Annotated in this window: 16 protein-coding genes; 7 read left to right on the forward strand and 9 right to left on the reverse strand. The window is 51.9% G+C overall.

Annotated elements, in window-relative coordinates; translation table 11 throughout:
• Nucleotides 1-7: 7 nt before the first annotated feature.
• Genes C7W93_RS11780 through C7W93_RS11805 form a run of 6 tightly spaced genes read right to left on the reverse strand, consistent with a single transcriptional unit; the run spans nt 8 to nt 6,794 of the window.
• Entirely contained in the window at nt 8-2,038 is a 2,031-nt protein-coding gene (locus C7W93_RS11780) for a hydantoinase/oxoprolinase family protein (RefSeq protein WP_108440170.1), read from the reverse strand.
• Nucleotides 2,039-2,074: 36 nt separating this feature from the next.
• The gene (locus tag C7W93_RS11785; protein ID WP_108440171.1) at nt 2,075-2,770 is read right to left on the reverse strand and encodes a GntR family transcriptional regulator; all 696 of its coding nucleotides are present in this window, start codon (nt 2,768-2,770) and stop codon (nt 2,075-2,077) included.
• Nucleotides 2,767-3,846, reverse strand: coding sequence for a branched-chain amino acid ABC transporter permease (locus C7W93_RS11790; RefSeq protein ID WP_201747205.1), 1,080 nt, complete (start codon nt 3,844-3,846; stop codon nt 2,767-2,769). The genes C7W93_RS11785 and C7W93_RS11790 overlap by 4 nt, the downstream gene beginning before the upstream one ends.
• A gap of 11 nt (nt 3,847-3,857) precedes the next feature.
• Nucleotides 3,858-4,769 carry a branched-chain amino acid ABC transporter permease gene (locus C7W93_RS11795; protein WP_108440172.1) on the reverse strand — a complete coding sequence of 304 codons (912 nt, stop codon included), beginning with the start codon at nt 4,767-4,769 and terminating at the stop codon, nt 3,858-3,860.
• On the reverse strand, nt 4,770-5,534 hold the full coding sequence (locus C7W93_RS11800) for an ABC transporter ATP-binding protein (protein WP_108440173.1): 765 nt from the start codon (nt 5,532-5,534) through the stop codon (nt 4,770-4,772).
• A 45-nt stretch (nt 5,535-5,579) separates the two neighbouring features.
• On the reverse strand, nt 5,580-6,794 hold the full coding sequence (locus C7W93_RS11805) for an ABC transporter substrate-binding protein (protein ID WP_108440174.1): 1,215 nt from the start codon (nt 6,792-6,794) through the stop codon (nt 5,580-5,582).
• 214 nt (nt 6,795-7,008) lie between these two features.
• On the opposite strand from C7W93_RS11805, the gene C7W93_RS11810 reads away from it, so the two are divergent.
• The 3 genes from C7W93_RS11810 to C7W93_RS11820 all read left to right on the forward strand — a co-directional run bounded on the left by C7W93_RS11810 (nt 7,009) and on the right by C7W93_RS11820 (nt 9,048).
• Nucleotides 7,009-7,797 (forward strand): ABC transporter ATP-binding protein, encoded by a 789-nt coding sequence (locus C7W93_RS11810; protein ID WP_108440175.1) that lies wholly within the window; start codon nt 7,009-7,011, stop codon nt 7,795-7,797.
• Nucleotides 7,798-7,903: 106 nt separating this feature from the next.
• The gene (locus C7W93_RS11815; protein WP_108440176.1) at nt 7,904-8,497 is read left to right on the forward strand and encodes an HD domain-containing protein; all 594 of its coding nucleotides are present in this window, start codon (nt 7,904-7,906) and stop codon (nt 8,495-8,497) included.
• 299 nt (nt 8,498-8,796) lie between these two features.
• Entirely contained in the window at nt 8,797-9,048 is a 252-nt protein-coding gene (locus tag C7W93_RS11820; RefSeq protein ID WP_108440177.1) for a hypothetical protein, read from the forward strand.
• Nucleotides 9,049-9,145: 97 nt separating this feature from the next.
• Here the strand turns inward: C7W93_RS11820 and C7W93_RS11825 are convergent, their stop codons facing one another.
• The gene (locus C7W93_RS11825) at nt 9,146-11,089 is read right to left on the reverse strand and encodes a hypothetical protein (protein ID WP_146177552.1); all 1,944 of its coding nucleotides are present in this window, start codon (nt 11,087-11,089) and stop codon (nt 9,146-9,148) included.
• 257 nt (nt 11,090-11,346) lie between these two features.
• Nucleotides 11,347-11,652 carry a hypothetical protein gene (locus C7W93_RS24835; protein WP_201747258.1) on the reverse strand — a complete coding sequence of 102 codons (306 nt, stop codon included), beginning with the start codon at nt 11,650-11,652 and terminating at the stop codon, nt 11,347-11,349.
• On the opposite strand from C7W93_RS24835, the gene C7W93_RS11830 reads away from it, so the two are divergent.
• From C7W93_RS11830 to ybeY, 4 genes are all read left to right on the forward strand, one after another.
• Nucleotides 11,651-11,887, forward strand: coding sequence for a hypothetical protein (locus C7W93_RS11830; RefSeq protein WP_225869817.1), 237 nt, complete (start codon nt 11,651-11,653; stop codon nt 11,885-11,887). The two genes, C7W93_RS24835 and C7W93_RS11830, sit on opposite strands and share 2 nt — an antisense overlap.
• Before the next feature lie 14 nt (nt 11,888-11,901).
• Nucleotides 11,902-13,242, forward strand: coding sequence for a tRNA (N6-isopentenyl adenosine(37)-C2)-methylthiotransferase MiaB (miaB, locus tag C7W93_RS11835; RefSeq protein ID WP_108440637.1), 1,341 nt, complete (start codon nt 11,902-11,904; stop codon nt 13,240-13,242).
• A gap of 91 nt (nt 13,243-13,333) precedes the next feature.
• Nucleotides 13,334-14,485: a PhoH family protein gene (locus C7W93_RS11840; RefSeq protein WP_108440180.1), complete on the forward strand. Its 1,152-nt coding sequence runs from the start codon at nt 13,334-13,336 to the stop codon at nt 14,483-14,485.
• Nucleotides 14,469-14,945 carry an rRNA maturation RNase YbeY gene (gene ybeY / locus C7W93_RS11845; RefSeq protein ID WP_108440181.1) on the forward strand — a complete coding sequence of 159 codons (477 nt, stop codon included), beginning with the start codon at nt 14,469-14,471 and terminating at the stop codon, nt 14,943-14,945. The genes C7W93_RS11840 and ybeY overlap by 17 nt, the downstream gene beginning before the upstream one ends.
• A 59-nt stretch (nt 14,946-15,004) precedes the next feature.
• Here ybeY and C7W93_RS11850 read toward each other — a convergent pair whose 3' ends face one another.
• On the reverse strand, nt 15,005-15,325 hold the full coding sequence (locus tag C7W93_RS11850; RefSeq protein WP_108440182.1) for a hypothetical protein: 321 nt from the start codon (nt 15,323-15,325) through the stop codon (nt 15,005-15,007).
• Between the last annotated feature and the right edge of the window lie 242 nt (nt 15,326-15,567).

Below are 15,567 nucleotides of genomic sequence, written 5' to 3' on the forward strand. Positions count from 1 at the left end.
TTTCCCCTCAAGCAGTGATAATCAGATTGCCGTACTGGTCAACCCGGAGTGTTTGATTCGGTCGAAGAATCGTCACAGACGCGCTTTCTTCGATGATTGCCGGGCCGGTGATTACCTGTCCCTGCTTAAACGTATCGCGGTTGTACGTCGGCGTGTCCAGCCAGCCGTCTTCATAGCGAACCCGGCGGGCACCGCTGGTCGCTGGCGTGCCTTGGCCTTCGGGCAGCTTTCGCAATAGCGGTTTTTCCGAAATCGCGACGGCGATGACTTTTAGATTGACCAGCTCGATGGTTTCGCCGGGGATGGCGAAACCAAAGCGTGCCTCGTGCTGCTCATGAAAATTGGCCCACAACGCTTGCGTCGATTCGGGGTTGAAATCATCGCCGTTGACGATGACTTCCAGCTCATGATTTTGGCCAAGATAGCGTGCTTCGACCGAGCGATAGACCTCGATATTAGCGCCATGACCCTGCTCTTTAAGCTCTGCAACTGCGCCTTCGACCAATTCTTTGGCTGCGGCAGAAACGCGCTCAAATTCAAAGTTGGTCGAGACTTGCTGCACAGTGCGATGCCGGTCTACGCGAGCATCGGTCATGATGAAGCCGAAGGCGGAGAACTGGCCCGGATAATTTGGCACCATGCCTTGCGGAATCCCGCTGATTTCCATCATGTCGCAAATATGTACCGGACCAGCACCACCGGAGGCGACGACGGTAAAGTCACGCGGATCAAGTCCACGTTGCAGCAATACCGCACGCAATGCGCCTAACATATTGTTGTTGGCAATCTGAATCATGGCGTAGGCCGCCGCATCAACTTCCATGCCTAATTGGTCGGCAATTACTTTAACCGCCTGATGGGCTGCATCGCCATCCAATTTCATGCGGCCGCCAAGAAAGTATTCAGGATTGATACGTCCCAAAACGACGTTGGCATCTGTCACGGTTGCGTGCTTTCCACCGCGGCCATAGGCAGCCGGGCCAGGATCGGCACCGGCGGATTGCGGTCCCATGCGCAACATGCCACCCTTGTCGATCCATGCGATCGAACCGCCGCCCGCACCGATGGTGTGGATATCGATCATCGGAATCTGAATCGGCAAACCCCATTCAATTTCGAAATCGGTTGTGACGTGTTCCATGCTATCGACGACCGTAGAACAGTCGGTCGAGGTGCCGCCCATGTCAAAGGTCACCAGATTTTTAATGCCGGTAAGTTGTGCGACGGCACGGGTGGCGACCACCGCGCCGGTCGGGCCGGACAAGGTCATTTGCACCGGCGATTCCGCTGCGCCGCGCATGGTCGATTCACCGCCGTTAGATTTGATAACGCCGACTCTGCTGCCGACGCCAAGTTCATCCAGCTGCTTTTGCATGCGCTTGAAATTGGTCGAGACGATGGGTTTCAAATACGCGTCTGCAATCGTGGTCGATGCGCGATCGTATTCTTTCCATTTAGGGAGTACGTCGTAAGAAATCGATACCGGAATATCGGGCAATTCCTGACTCAGAATTTCGCCGATACGACGTTCATGCACAGGATTGATGTAGGAGAAAAGTGTACAAATGGCGATGGCTTCTATCGACTTGTCTGCGCGGATTTTCTTGGCAAGTTCGACGACAGCGTTCTCGTCAAGGGCCAGCACAACCTCACCTTTTGCGGACAGACGTTCCGGGATTTCGAAACAGTCTTCGCGCTTGACCAAAGGTTTGGTTTTGATCCAGGTAATGTCGTAGTGACTGCGGCGGTCGCCGCGCTGGATAAACGGGATATCCCGAAAACCAGCGGTGGTGACGTAGGCCACTTTAGCGCCGCGCCGTGTAAGTAGCGCATTGGTCGCGATAGTGGTGCCAAGCCGAATCTTGCTGACTGCGGCAAGATTGTCGTGCTGCGCAAGCCCTTGTAAAACGCCTTCGATTGGCTCTTTCGGCGTGGTCAGGTTTTTCCAGTTTTTAATGGTGCCTGTTTCCGCGTCGTACGCTACAAAATCGGTGAAAGTACCACCAATGTCAATGCCAATGATGTCGATGCCCTGCATTTGTCTCACTCCTTAGCAAACCTTCTGTTAAAACAACTAATTGTCTGGATATGCGGCAGAAATCCGCATCCAGGAATCCTTAATATGTGCGTCTAGTGCTGCTGCTGCGATATCTGCATTTTTGGTCGCGATGGCTTCAACAATTGGCCAATGATCGGCCGCCGCCTCGTCCAGCGTTTCAAATCGATGTTCGACCAACGTGATCGACATCTGTACTTCTGCATGAATATTCATAAACGCCCGCAAAATCTGACTGTTACCAGACAGTTCGCAAATACGTTGATGGAAGGCGATATCGGCCTGCACCAATTCCATTTCTTTTCCCTCCTTGGCCGCCGTTGCCATGCGTTCGGCAATCGCTACCAGTCCGGCATGGTCTTTTTCTTCCATCTTTGGCAAAGCCTGACGGATGGCAAAGCCCTCAATCAGCTGGCGGAACGAAAAAATATCTTCGATATCCTGCTTCGAAAACGACCGCACAAACGTGCCGCGCCGTGGCGATGAAACGAGCAGTCCGCGTTCTTCCAACATGCGGATTGCTTCCCGAATCGGGTTACGACTGATGCCTAGCGTGCGTGCTAGTTCGGCTTCGTTGACGCGCTGACCGCCGCGCAAGCGTCCGCTAACTAATTCACGGAATAGATGCTCGGCAACCTGCTCGGACAGCATCGGACTATCGACAATCACGCGCCCGCTGGATTGATCGGAAGGAGTGGAAAAAGGATTGGTCATATCTTCATTCTCTGGAGTTTTCGGAGTACTCGATCTATCGAAAATTCCCGCCCGGCCATCAGGCCATCGCGTCGATAGATGAGAATCAAGAGCATAGCACTTGCGAGTACCAATTCCTGCACCCCAGTGGGTAACGAAAACTGGTTTCCTGCCACACTGATGCCTGATTCAAGTTGCCGAAAAATCTCAGTAATACTCTGCACCACGACCACCCCCACCACCGCCCCGGCCAGACTGCGCATTCCGCCAACGATCAGCATGGCCAGCGTAATGAACGTCAAATCGAGGAAAAAGGAGTCCGTAGAAATGGTGCCGACAAAGTGCGCCTGAAGCACACCCGCCATGCCCATGACCGCGCCGGAGAGCGTAAAGGCGATCAAACGCGACCAATACAGCGATACCCCGGCAGCCTTGGCAGCTACTTCATCTTCACGGCTGGCTCTGAGCAAAAGACCCCATTTTGACTTTTGGTAGACAAACGCCACGATCACCGCAATCGCTGCGCCGCCCGCCGCAATCGGCGCGGTCACGAACGCTGGCAAACCGACAATGGAAGCGGTGCCCATCGTGACGCTATCCCAGTTTGAATACACGGTATTGAAGATAAACAATGCCGCCAGCGTCGAAATCGATGCTGCCAGGCCAGACAAACGCATTAATATCAGGCCGACAATGAATGCTGCAATGCAGGCCAGTGCGACGGAGACCAGGCCGGAACTCCAGATCGGCATGCTTTTGTCTAGCAAAAATGCGGGAAGCCCCGGCATCACCATCGGTTTTAGTGCTTCGCAGCAGGTTTGCCAGGCGGTTGCATAAGCGGCAATTGCCATGAAAGCGACATGTCCGAAAGAAACAATCCCTGAATTGCCGATGAATATATACAGGCCAACCACCGTGACGATACGGATCAGGGCTAGCGTGACCATGCTTTGGACTTCTTGATTGCCAGAAGCGACGACGCCAAAAGCGATCAAAAGAAGCGGCACAATAATCGCGATCACCGGCCACCAAGCCTGCAACATGCCATCGTTCGCGGGGGTAATGGTACGGTTGGCGCAGATGTCTTGAGATTTCATTGTTTTCAGCATCACACACGCTCCCGATTGGTGCTGTTGGCGATTAGTCCGTTAGGTCTGACCAGCAACATCAAAATAACTAGTCCAAATACGCCCGCATCACGAAACGGTCGCAGATCCACCGGCAGATATGCTTGCAGAAAGACGCCAAAGCAGCCGACTAAGAACCCACCCAGCACAGCGCCGACCAACGATCCCATTCCGCCGATGACAGTAGCGAAGAAGGCATAAATCACCGGCAACGTTCCCATCCGGATATCCAGCGTGCCGGTCTGCATCACAAACAGTAAAGACACCGCGCCGGAGAGGACACCGCTAATCGCAAAGGCAACCGCGATAACCCGATTGGCGGGCACACCGACCAGCCGCGCCATCTGGAAATTTTCTGCGGCTGCACGCATCTGAATGCCCATAGGCGTACGGCGCAGAAAGAACACTAAAGAGATCAGCAAGACTGCACACACGCCCATCGTTAACAATTGCGTTCCGGGAATCCGCAGTGCGCCAAAGCTGATCGATGCATTCAGACCGCCGCTGATATCAATCGACTTAGGCCTGCCGGTGTAGACCAGCATGATCAAATGCTGCAAAAAATAGCTGACCGCAAATGACGACACTAGCAATGTTGCGGGATTGGTTTGCCGCAGCGGACGAAAGGCAATCCGTTCGGTCACCAACGCCACCACGACCACAAATATAATGACCGCGCCCAGCATTAGCGGCACAGGTAATGCACCGAACATCAACGCTGGTGTCACGCTGGCGCTGGGGATAATCAGCGAATACGCGCCGACCGTAATGTAATCACCCTGCGCGAAGTTGATCAGGCGCATGATGCCGAACACAAAGCCGATTGCCAACGCGGCCAGCGCATACAGACTGCCCAGCGCGGCGGCGTCTACAAGAGTTTGGACGAAGTACATTTATGCGACCTCGCAAAGGCTGGGTTGGATGGCGGATTTGCTGCCGAGATAGGCACGCAGCACGGTTTCATTGCGTTGAATCTCAGCCGGCGTGCCCTCGGCGATGCTAATGCCACCATCCAGAACATGAATTCGCTGACATACGCCCATGACGACTTCCATGTTGTGTTCGATCAAAAGAACACCGCAACCGAAGTCGGCAGGGATCGCGGCAATCAAATGCATCAGGGCGTCGCATTCACTGTCGTTCATTCCCGATGCAGGCTCGTCCAACAGTGCGAAAGCCGGATCAAGCGCTAATGCGCGGCCAATCCCGATGCGGCGTTCGTTGCCATATGACAAGCTGTTACAGCGCTGGTCGCTCATCGCTGCGCAATCCATCCATGCCAATATCTCGGCGGCACGCTGTTTTGCTTTACGGGCGCTAAGCCCGCTGCCCATCGCGGCGACCGTCAGGTTTTCGGCGACGGTCAGATCCTTGAATAAACGCCCGGCCTGAAAGGTCCGCCCGATACCTGCTTGCGCAGTTTTGTGCGGACCTTTGGCGGCAACTGCGACGTCGTTCAGCAGCACTTTTCCCTGCGTTGGCTGCTGAAATCCGCTTAACACGTTCACCATCGTGGTCTTGCCAGCGCCGTTTGGGCCGATCAGGCCGAATATCTCGCCCTGCTTCAGCGTGAGATTCACGCCGGTCAGGGCGGCGATACCGCCAAAGGACACATGCACGTCTTCGACGACCAAACTGGCATTTTGAATTGCTCTCATCTCTTTTCCATTCTTGAAAAGTGGCTCTCTACTGGGCGTTTAGCGTCAGCCACCGATTCTGAAAAGGAGTTTCTTGTCTGGCGTGAATTTGTTTTGATACATCTCTACCGCGTGGAAAGAGCCGTTCTCTACCTTCAAGATTAGCCACGGCCGGTTCAACTGGATGTGCAAGTCTTTACGATAAGTCGTCGGGCCGACCAGAAACGGTTGATTGGTGAAACTGTTCATCACGGCGAGATTTTTGTCGGAGTCGGTGCTGTGCGTGGTCGTCACTGCGTAGGCCCACTGCTCAATCAGGCTATAGCCTAGTACCGAATACGAAGAAACCGGGGCCTCTTTCCAGCGCGCTTTAAAGTTGGCGATAAACGTGTTCATCGCAGGCCGTGGATCATCGCCGTACAAGGACATGAAGGCTGGCACGTAGAAATCTTTCAGCTTGGGGACCGCGTTTAACCAATAGTTATCGACCATCGCTGTCGTGCCCAGAATCGGAACATTGATGCCTGCTGCGCGCAATTGACGGATGGCTGAAGCGCCGCCCGGCATGAAACTACAGACAAATACAGAGTCTGGTTTTTTGGAAAGACTATTTAAGCGGGTAATTTGTGCGGCGATAGACGGATCATTATTTTTGAAGACGTCATTGCCGAGAATTGAATCTTTACCATCGCCCTTGGCCCAGGCTGCACGGAAACCGGCGCAACCGGATTTTGAATACTCGATAGTGGTGTCTTCGAGCACGTAAGTAGTCTTTAACTTCAATTTCTCTTGCGCATATTCCGCAATGGCAACGCCCTCGGATTGTGCTGCGCTATTGGCGGTAAAGGCGTAGTCACCAACACCTTGCACGCCCATTTTTGGATCCGCTGCGCACAAGCTCATCGTGATGACTTTGGCTTTTTGTCCTGCCAGTGCAGCAGGCGCGCCGAAATCGTAATCACAGGAGACAACTAACAGATTCACGCCGGATCGAATCAATTCAGCGCCCGCGCTGGCCGAGCGTTCGCGTTCGGTTTTGGTGTCGATGACACGGTATTTAAGTTGTCGGCCTAACAATCCACCGGCTTTATTGATTTCGTCGATCTTTAGCACAGCCGCCTTAAAAGGGGCGGAATCGTAATTTTGCAGCCAACCGGATTCCGCAATGGCAAAACCGATCGTGATCGGTTCGTCAGCTGCGCGGGCGCTGGAAAGCCCCACCGTCGCAGCAAGGCTGAATAGCGCAAGTCCGCGCAAACCCGTCTTAAGTAACTGATGCATGTGTCTCGTCTCCTTTTATTTGTATAGATGACTAGCGGCGTTATCGGCCTTGTCACAGTTCGCTTGATCTGGCTTAATTGAAGACAGTGGACTGTAGACAGTTCGAACTATAAAAACTATAATCTTTCGTGTCAAGGAGTTTTTAGCGGCATGCGCAAACGTCTGACAGGGCTCAGATTGCTGGGCGGCTCACAGTAAAACAGGAGGAGTACCGATGTTAGAGATCAAAAATCTACATGCTTCTTACGGGCAATTGAATGCCGTAAAAGGCGTTGATATCACTGTCAATGAGGGGGAAATCGTGTTCGTGGTCGGCCCAAATGGTGCTGGCAAGTCGACGCTGTTGAAGTGCGTGTCCGGTTTGCTGCGCCCTACTTCGGGAACGATTACGTTTTGCGGCAAATCAATTCTGAAGGAACAGCCGGAACGACTCTGCCGCAGCGGACTGGCGCTGGTGCCTGAAGGTCGTCATATTTTCGGCACACTTTCTGTAGAAGAAAATTTGCGACTGGCGGCAATGCATCGAAAAGATAGCGCTGAGGTTAAGAAAGATATCGCCTGGGTGGTCGAGACTTTTCCGATTCTAGGCAAACGCTTCAAAGGCGCGGCGGGCTATCTGTCGGGCGGAGAGCAACAACAACTGGCGATAGCACGCGCCATTCTTCTGAAGCCAAAACTGATGATGATTGATGAACCGTCGCTGGGCCTTGCCCCTTTGGTGATCGATCAGGTGTATGCAAGCCTGAAAAAACTCAACGAAGGCGGAATGACGCTGCTGGTGGTGGAACAATCCACCGCGCGCGTGCTGGATTTGGCTGACGAGATCACCGTGTTGCGTAATGGGCGCGTCATTCTGAGTCAGTCTGCAGAAGAAGGACTGGACGGACAGGCGCTGGAAAAAGCTTATTTTGGTTATCAGACCGAGGAAACCACCGTCGCGGCCTTAACCCCGCATCTGCACATGCAAGAGCAAAGCAAAGTAGTCCACCTAAAAACACACTAATAATTCAGCGATCATTTTCACAACACCGTGATGTCCTCACTTTGCATTGGCGCTGACGGACTAAACAAACACATTTAACGACTAATTAATCAAGGGATAACGCAACATGCACGATGATAAACCGACAGGGGAACGAACACTCTTCACCGATATCGCCCACAGCACGCAGCACGATTGGGACGTCATCCTCCGCGAGGCAAAGCCTTACGACTATTCAGTCGGCGAGCGCGTAATCAGCCATCTAAAACTTCTCGAAGGTGAATTTGGCGGCTTTCCGATTGACCGGCTCGATCACAGTTTGCAATGCGCCACACTGGCCTATCGCGCAGGAAAAGACACCGAATATGTCGTCTGCGCGTTGCTGCACGATATCGGCGATACGCTAGCAAGCTTCAACCATTACGACATCGCCGCCGCTATCCTGAAACCCTTCGTTTCTGCAGAAAACTTATGGATGATTCAGCATCACGGCATTTTTCAGGGATATTATTTCTTCCATCATCTGGGCCTGGATCGCAATGCCCGCGATCAATTTCGTGACCAGCAAGCACTGTTCGACCGCACCGAAGAATTCTGCGCCAAGTACGATGGCCCGGCGTTCATGCGCGATTACGATACGCTGCCGCTATCCTTCTTTGAGCCGATGGTGCGCGAGATTTTCAGTCGAAAGCCGAAGTCGATTTACACCGAACCTACATGAAAAATTCTGCATATATGGAACCGCTTCCAGCCTGCCGCTGTTGCGGTTTTGACGTCTGAAGATGAACGTTGCCCGTTTTTTGCAGCTTTTTAAAAGACTATTTGATAGACTCGTTCCACCCCGCGACAGATGTATCGATCACAAACGGGGTGCGTGATCCCCCGCGACCAGCAGCGGATTTGCGATAAAAGTGCACATCGCGGTGACCATTTTTTTCAGAGGACCATCGATCCTTGCGTCGTCATCATTCTTTTTTTGAGGAACGTACTAGCATTTGATCTGACTTCACGAGGTAAGTTATGCAATGGTTCGACATCGTAGGATATGTAGGCGTGGCGCTGATCGTCAGCGGCTATTTTTTGTTGCAAACCGAGCGCTGGAAAAGTAACTCCACCCGCTATGCGCTGGCAAATGCCACCGGCGCGGCCTTAATTGGCTTCTCGTTGCTGTTCGATTTCAACTGGCCATCGTTCGTCATCGAATGCTTTTGGTTCGTCATCAGTTTGTACGGTTTAGTCCGTAATCTGCGAATAAATCGCGCGTTACGATAACGCAAAAATAATACTGCCGAACCTGCGCGTTCGGCAGTAATCATCCTTCATTTACTCGCCGTCAAACCTCTCATCGCGTGGCACCCGCCGCTCTTTTCTACACGCCATTCGGCAGCATCGACCACATCATCGTTTTCAATGAAGATGGCACATGTATTTTATCGCCGCTATGTTTATCCAGCCTTACTTCGCCGTTCTTCGATACAGTCAAACTCGGTCCATCGCTGTACATCTCAACCTTGCCCTGCGCCTTGCTGATCAGTTCCTGCAATGGATAACGGTTCTTATATTCCTGCGCTAAAAATGCCGATCTGCCGTACGGCCTGGAATTGTTGACGCCATAGCCGATAATCACTTTGCAGTCGCCAGCTTGCGCGCCGTCGCTCCACTCCAACAGCACTGTTCCGGCCTCTTGCTGGGTCACGCCGTCAGCGTTCAGACTCCTCAAATATGATCCAGATATGTGCATCATCCGGCGCACATCCCATTTCATGCTTTGTGCATTCCAGCCACTTAACAGCACCACGGTCGAGCAATCACTCATGCCCCAAGTCGTCAGATCCTCGCCCCCGGTGACGGTCCGCGTTTGACCAGGATCGACAATCACCAATTCCGCTTGCTTTGCCTGCAACCCACCACCACCGCGCAATCCGACATTCATATGGATGTGCCAGCCGTTTTTGGGATCATATTTCACCGGTATTCCCGGCGCGCTCGGACGATCCTGTCTGTAAATCCGCCAAGTATTGTTGGCTGCATCGTAGCGAACGGGAAACTTTTGGCCATCCATTTCAACGTAATTGATTGCCTGATTCGTTGGCTGATTTTGATTGGCCGCGCCCTCAAATTCGATGGCGGCGTATTCCGGCGGTAATCGAATTTTTTGCCAGACTTTCGTAGCCGGATTGCGCTCTATTGGAATATGGGCAGCGTTAGCGTTATGCGGATTCACAATTTCCCATCCGGCCGGCGTTTTATGGTTTCGCACTACCGGAAACACTTTTTGCTTCATCTCGATATACCGTCTATCCCCCATCATCATCAGACCATCGTCCCCTGCAGACGGATGTTGATGCGAAGGTGCAACGGCATATTCTCTCAGCGTACTTTTCCACTGCCCCATTTTTTGATCGTAGTGAACCGGAATGCCCGGAATATCCCGATTATTTTTGCCAAATATCTCATACCCCCCATGCGGCCCAGGACGCACTCGCACGTTATAAAAGGACCCTTTGATGAAAATCACAGATTCGCGCAACGGAAACGTGCCGTCACGATTTATTTGACCCAAAGGATATTGCTGCCTGACCGTCTGCTCAACCAGCTTTGACGGACTTTTTTTCACCACGGTATTTATCGGCTTAGGCCCGGCAAGACCTCTTAACACGCCGCCACTAGAAGCAGCACTGTTCAGCGTCTGAAGCGAAGGATCTTTGCCATCAGCGGCATCGGCTCCCACCAAAGCAGCCGCGCCCAGCAATTGCCTTATCGCGATCGGCACACTAGGGATAGCATTAACCAGCCCATCACCGATATCGCCCGCCAACGCGATCTTGGCAAGCGTCTCCGGAGAAGTCTCCTGCCCGGTAAGGCGGTCATGTAATTCTGTCGCCGATTTAAAGAACTCGGCAAAAGGTTCGCTCAACGCTGTCCCAAATATGTTTAAAACGCGCCCTGACGTATAGTCCGTCTTGACCCGCACTTCATGCGCGACGGCAGAAATCAGCGGCACATCGATGGAAACAGTCGTCATTTGCGTCGATGCCGTCGGTTTGATCAACCTACCCTGTGGTACCGCTCGCACGAGGCGTCGGCGCACGCGGGGTGACGGCTGCGTATTCTGCGGCACATCGATTGCACCGTATTTATTCAGGCTTTCTATCAGGCGGTTCTCAGCCCGGCGCAATTGACGCGCTAACAGACTCACCGTGCCATCGGATAAAACTTTTACATCCTTCGCGCCAACTACGCGATTCTCTGGATTGCTACGCATAGCCGATGAGAGGCCAGCGCTTGACGATAATGCTATACGGTACGGCATGTTTTGCACCCAAAAATCGGTTTCGACTGTGCCGGATAGCGAATAATTCCCTATCTTTCAGGCCGTCTGAAACAGGAGAAAAATGCCTTGAATGGTGAATCTTTCTTTTCTTATTTCCATGCTGCTGTATTTGGCTGCATTTCTCACAGAATAATTAGGCACAAAGATACTAAAAAAATAACTTTTATATTAAATTTCTATCACAGAAAAGAAGCCCTGAAGCGGAATTTTTATTCCAGAATGCTATAATCCGGCCCTTATTCTGGTATCTGCCCGTGATCTAAAGCGCTATTTTTAAGCTGGCTTTCTTCATTCTTAGCAGCGTTTAAGGCAAACACTATTTCCTTGAGATCGCCGTCACAAAAAGCAATATTTCTCAAACGCCCGTTGCGCGCATCGACGGGCCCGGCGCTACTAGACATCACGTAACAAAGCAATGGAGTTTCTATGCAGGCAACGAAGTGGACTAAACGCTGGTTAATTGCACTAACACTGGCGCTGCTGGCGCTGCCCGCTTTAGCTTTTAATCGCACGTTTCCGTCCACCGTATTGCGTGGAAACATGACGATTACCGCTTATCCGGCAGTCACCATTGATAAATTTAATTTACAGCTTTCCCCGGGTTCTCGCATTTGGGGTCCCAACCATTTGACCCAGATTCCAGTGTCGCTGGGCAGCGCTAAATATCTGGTAAATTACACACAAAATGCCCAAGGTGACGTGGATCGGGTCTGGATATTGACGCCGGAAGAGGCAAGCCAGTCGATCGAGAGTCAACGCAGCAATCTGAAATGGTAGTCATGGAAAAAACGATACAAAAGAAGATCTTCATCAAAACATTCGGCTGTCAGATGAATGAGTACGACTCTGACAAAATGGTCGATGTCCTGAACGCCTCCGACGGCTTGATCAAAACCGATCGCCCGGAAGACGCTGACATCATCTTGCTGAACACCTGCTCGGTGCGCGAAAAAGCACAGGAGAAAGTATTTTCCGATCTGGGCCGTTTGCGCGAATTAAAATTCAAAAATCCTAATCTGTTGATCGGCGTCGGCGGTTGCGTGGCATCGCAAGAAGGTGCGGCCATCGTCAAACGTGCGCCTTACGTCGATATCGTGTTTGGCCCACAAACGCTGCATCGCTTGCCAGAAATGATCAAGCAACGCCGCATGACAGGCAATTCGCAAGTCGATATCAGCTTTCCTGAAATCGAAAAATTCGATCACATGCCACCGGCCAAAGTCGACGGTTCGACAGCGTTCGTGTCGATCATGGAAGGTTGCAGCAAATATTGCAGCTATTGCGTGGTCCCCTACACCCGTGGCGAAGAAGTATCGCGCCGCTTTGACGATGTATTAACCGAAGTCGCCGGCCTGGCGGAGCAAGGCGTAAAAGAAATTACGCTGCTCGGCCAAAACGTGAATGCTTTCCGTGGCGAAATGGCGGATGGCGAGATTGCCGACTTTGCGTTGCTGATCGAATATATTGCCGAGATGCCCGGCATCGAACGCATCCGTTTTGTTACTAGTCATCCCAAAGAATTTACGCAACGCCTGATCGATACTTACGCCAAAGTACCAAAGCTGGTCGATCATTTATATTTGCCAGCGCAGCATGGTTCGGACCGGATTCTGGCGGCGATGAAGCGCGGTTATACAGTACTCGAATACAAATCGGTGATCCGCCGTCTGCGCAAAGTACGCCCGAATATTTGTATCTCAAGCGACTTCATTGTTGGCTTCCCCGGCGAAACTGACGAAGATTTCAATGCCTCAATGAAATTGATCGACGATATTGGTTACGACAACAGTTTTAGCTTTATCTTTAGTCCGCGTCCCGGCACACCCGCAGCCAATCTCGAAGACGATACGCCGCATGAGGTCAAACTGCAGCGTTTGCAACAGTTGCAAGCGGTAATTGAAGCCAATACGATTCGCATCAGCGAAGAGATGATCGGCACTGTGCAACGGATACTGGTTGAAGGGCCATCTAAAAAAGACGCCAACGAATTGCAAGGCCGATCAGAGAATAACCGGGTCGTCAATTTTGCAGCCGGAGAACAAGGCGCACGCCTGATCGGGCAACTGATCGACGTCACCATTACCGAGAGTTACAAGTATTCATTGCGTGGCGAAATTTTAGTGAGCGCATAAGTTATACACGCAACATGACACACCTCGCGGCAAAAAGCGGTACGCTTATCTGCCACACTTTTGATGCAATAACTGACGAGCAAACATTCGTTTGAAAACCAAAACTAAAACACCCACGCAACCGCAATACTTCATTCCTCAGCCGCTGGACAATACCCGACTGGCACATTTGTGCGGGCCGCTGGATGAAAACTTGCGACAGATTTCAGCCGCGTTAGACGTCACCCTTTTTCGTCGTGGCGAGAAATTTATCGCCGCTGGGGCCAATGCCGAACGTGCTGTCAAGATACTCGAACAGTTTTATGCGTTGGCGCATCGGGTCATTTCAGTCGATGAAATCCAATTAGCGTTGGTCGAGCAACGGGCAAATCAAGCGCATGTGCAGACAGAGGCAGGCAATGGCGTTGGCGACAATCATGCGGCAAGCGATGTCATCATGCGTACCGAGATCGAAAATCCGGTCCTAAAAACACGGCGCGCCGATCTGCGTGGACGTACTCCGCATCAAATGGAATACATCCGGGCGATTCTGGAACACGATGTCACGCTCGGTATCGGCCCTGCCGGTACGGGCAAAACCTATCTGGCCGTCGCCTGCGCAGTTGATGCGCTGGAACGCGACGCAGTAAAGCGTATTGTATTGACGCGTCCGGCAGTCGAGGCTGGCGAACGGCTAGGCTTTCTGCCCGGCGATCTGGCGCAAAAAGTTGATCCCTATCTGCGCCCTCTTTACGATGCGCTATACGATTTGCTGGGCTTTGACCGCACCCAAAAAATGTTTGAAAAGCAGGCAATTGAAATCGCCCCGCTCGCCTACATGCGTGGTCGCACCTTAAACCACGCGTTTATCATTCTCGATGAAGCGCAAAACACCACGCCAGAACAAATGAAGATGTTTTTGACGCGGATTGGTTTTGGCAGCAAAGCCGTGGTTACTGGCGACGTTACCCAAATCGACTTGCAACGCGGTCAAAAAAGCGGCTTGATCGATGCGATGAACATTATGAAAGACGTGCGCGGCATCGCTTTTACCCGCTTTAACAGTACCGATGTCGTCCGTCATCCATTGGTCGCACGTATTGTCGATGCATATGAAGCGGCGCAACTGGCAACGCCTGTGGCATCGACCCACGGCGTCATTGACCATCACGAACCAGTTCCTGCAAAACCCGTAAAACTTCCTAAACCTATCGAAACGGGCATCACCAAACGAGCCCGCAGCCGCAATGTCGCAAAAAAATAAACCTGCCACGAATAAGCTGTCGTTATCGGTGCAATATCCCGATCCACGTTTGAAAGAAATCATCCTGCGCCCGCAAATACGGCGCTGGGTGAAAGCTGCCTTGCTAGTGCCCGCGGACCTGACAATCCGTTTTGTCGATGCGGAAGAAGGCCAGACACTCAACCGGGATTATCGCGGCAAAGATTACGCCACCAACGTCCTGACCTTCGCCTATACCGAAGATGAAGACGCCGAAACGACCGAAGCCGACATCATTCTCTGCACCGATGTTTTACAACGCGAAGCAGCGGAACAAAACAAGTCAGTCGAAGAACACACTGCACATCTGGTCGTCCATGGTGTTTTGCACGCGCAAGGTTACGACCATGAAGATGACGACGAAGCGACTGAAATGGAAAGTCTGGAAATTGAAATTCTGACCGCGCTGGGGTGGCCTAACCCTTACGCCGAGGCGGAATAAAACCGTTCGACATCAAATCGGCGCGCAGTTTGCAATTAGCAAACTGCGTCATTGCAAGATCAGCCAACTCCTCTCGATGGCCGTAGAAACTTTACAAGCGGCCCAGTCCTTGCGATTGCACCAATAATGCCGACGGTGGCAATCCCATCTTGATCAAATACAACTACTCCACGGTCGTAACAGATCTTCGCTAAAGCAGAAGATAATTTATAGCGATCCGGCAAGCCCAAATCGATAGGCTCGGTCTTAACCTGAAATTCGTTCTCGTTGAGCGCTACATCAAAGTCAATCTCAAACTCATCAGGGTCCTGCCAATATTTATAAGTCTCTGATAGCAGAACTGCAACGGCAGATATCCCTATCGTGCTGACCATTCCCATCAGCAGTGCAGGCCTGATCGGTTTTGATGCGGCCAGTTGCTGACCGGTCGACGTTGTTAGTCCGGGCTGTGGAATGGATTAAGGGCGGAAAAACGCTCAAAAACTTTCCCAAAAGAAATGCTTTTTATACTTTTACAAAAAAAGTACTAGCATATGTATTTACTGTGTAAGGAATCGTTACGCCCGACGACTATGTTTCATTCAAGCATGTTGGACGCGGCAAATGAAAGCCTTAAAACAGA

Source organism: Glaciimonas sp. PCH181 (genome assembly GCF_003056055.1).
Lineage (GTDB): Bacteria > Pseudomonadota > Gammaproteobacteria > Burkholderiales > Burkholderiaceae_D > Glaciimonas.

Coding starts and splice junctions, on each gene's coding strand:
- C7W93_RS11780 (WP_108440170.1), bottom strand. CDS start 2,038: ATGCAGGGCATCGACATCATTGGCATTGACATTGGTGGTACTTTCACC.
- C7W93_RS11785 (WP_108440171.1), bottom strand. CDS start 2,770: ATGACCAATCCTTTTTCCACTCCTTCCGATCAATCCAGCGGGCGCGTG.
- C7W93_RS11790 (WP_201747205.1), bottom strand. CDS start 3,846: ATGAAATCTCAAGACATCTGCGCCAACCGTACCATTACCCCCGCGAAC.
- C7W93_RS11795 (WP_108440172.1), bottom strand. CDS start 4,769: ATGTACTTCGTCCAAACTCTTGTAGACGCCGCCGCGCTGGGCAGTCTG.
- C7W93_RS11800 (WP_108440173.1), bottom strand. CDS start 5,534: ATGAGAGCAATTCAAAATGCCAGTTTGGTCGTCGAAGACGTGCATGTG.
- C7W93_RS11805 (WP_108440174.1), bottom strand. CDS start 6,794: ATGCATCAGTTACTTAAGACGGGTTTGCGCGGACTTGCGCTATTCAGC.
- C7W93_RS11810 (WP_108440175.1), top strand. CDS start 7,009: ATGTTAGAGATCAAAAATCTACATGCTTCTTACGGGCAATTGAATGCC.
- C7W93_RS11815 (WP_108440176.1), top strand. CDS start 7,904: ATGCACGATGATAAACCGACAGGGGAACGAACACTCTTCACCGATATC.
- C7W93_RS11820 (WP_108440177.1), top strand. CDS start 8,797: ATGCAATGGTTCGACATCGTAGGATATGTAGGCGTGGCGCTGATCGTC.
- C7W93_RS11825 (WP_146177552.1), bottom strand. CDS start 11,089: ATGCCGTACCGTATAGCATTATCGTCAAGCGCTGGCCTCTCATCGGCT.
- C7W93_RS11830 (WP_225869817.1), top strand. CDS start 11,651: ATGACGATTACCGCTTATCCGGCAGTCACCATTGATAAATTTAATTTA.
- C7W93_RS24835 (WP_201747258.1), bottom strand. CDS start 11,652: ATGTTTCCACGCAATACGGTGGACGGAAACGTGCGATTAAAAGCTAAA.
- ybeY (WP_108440181.1), top strand. CDS start 14,469: ATGTCGCAAAAAAATAAACCTGCCACGAATAAGCTGTCGTTATCGGTG.
- C7W93_RS11850 (WP_108440182.1), bottom strand. CDS start 15,325: ATGGGAATGGTCAGCACGATAGGGATATCTGCCGTTGCAGTTCTGCTA.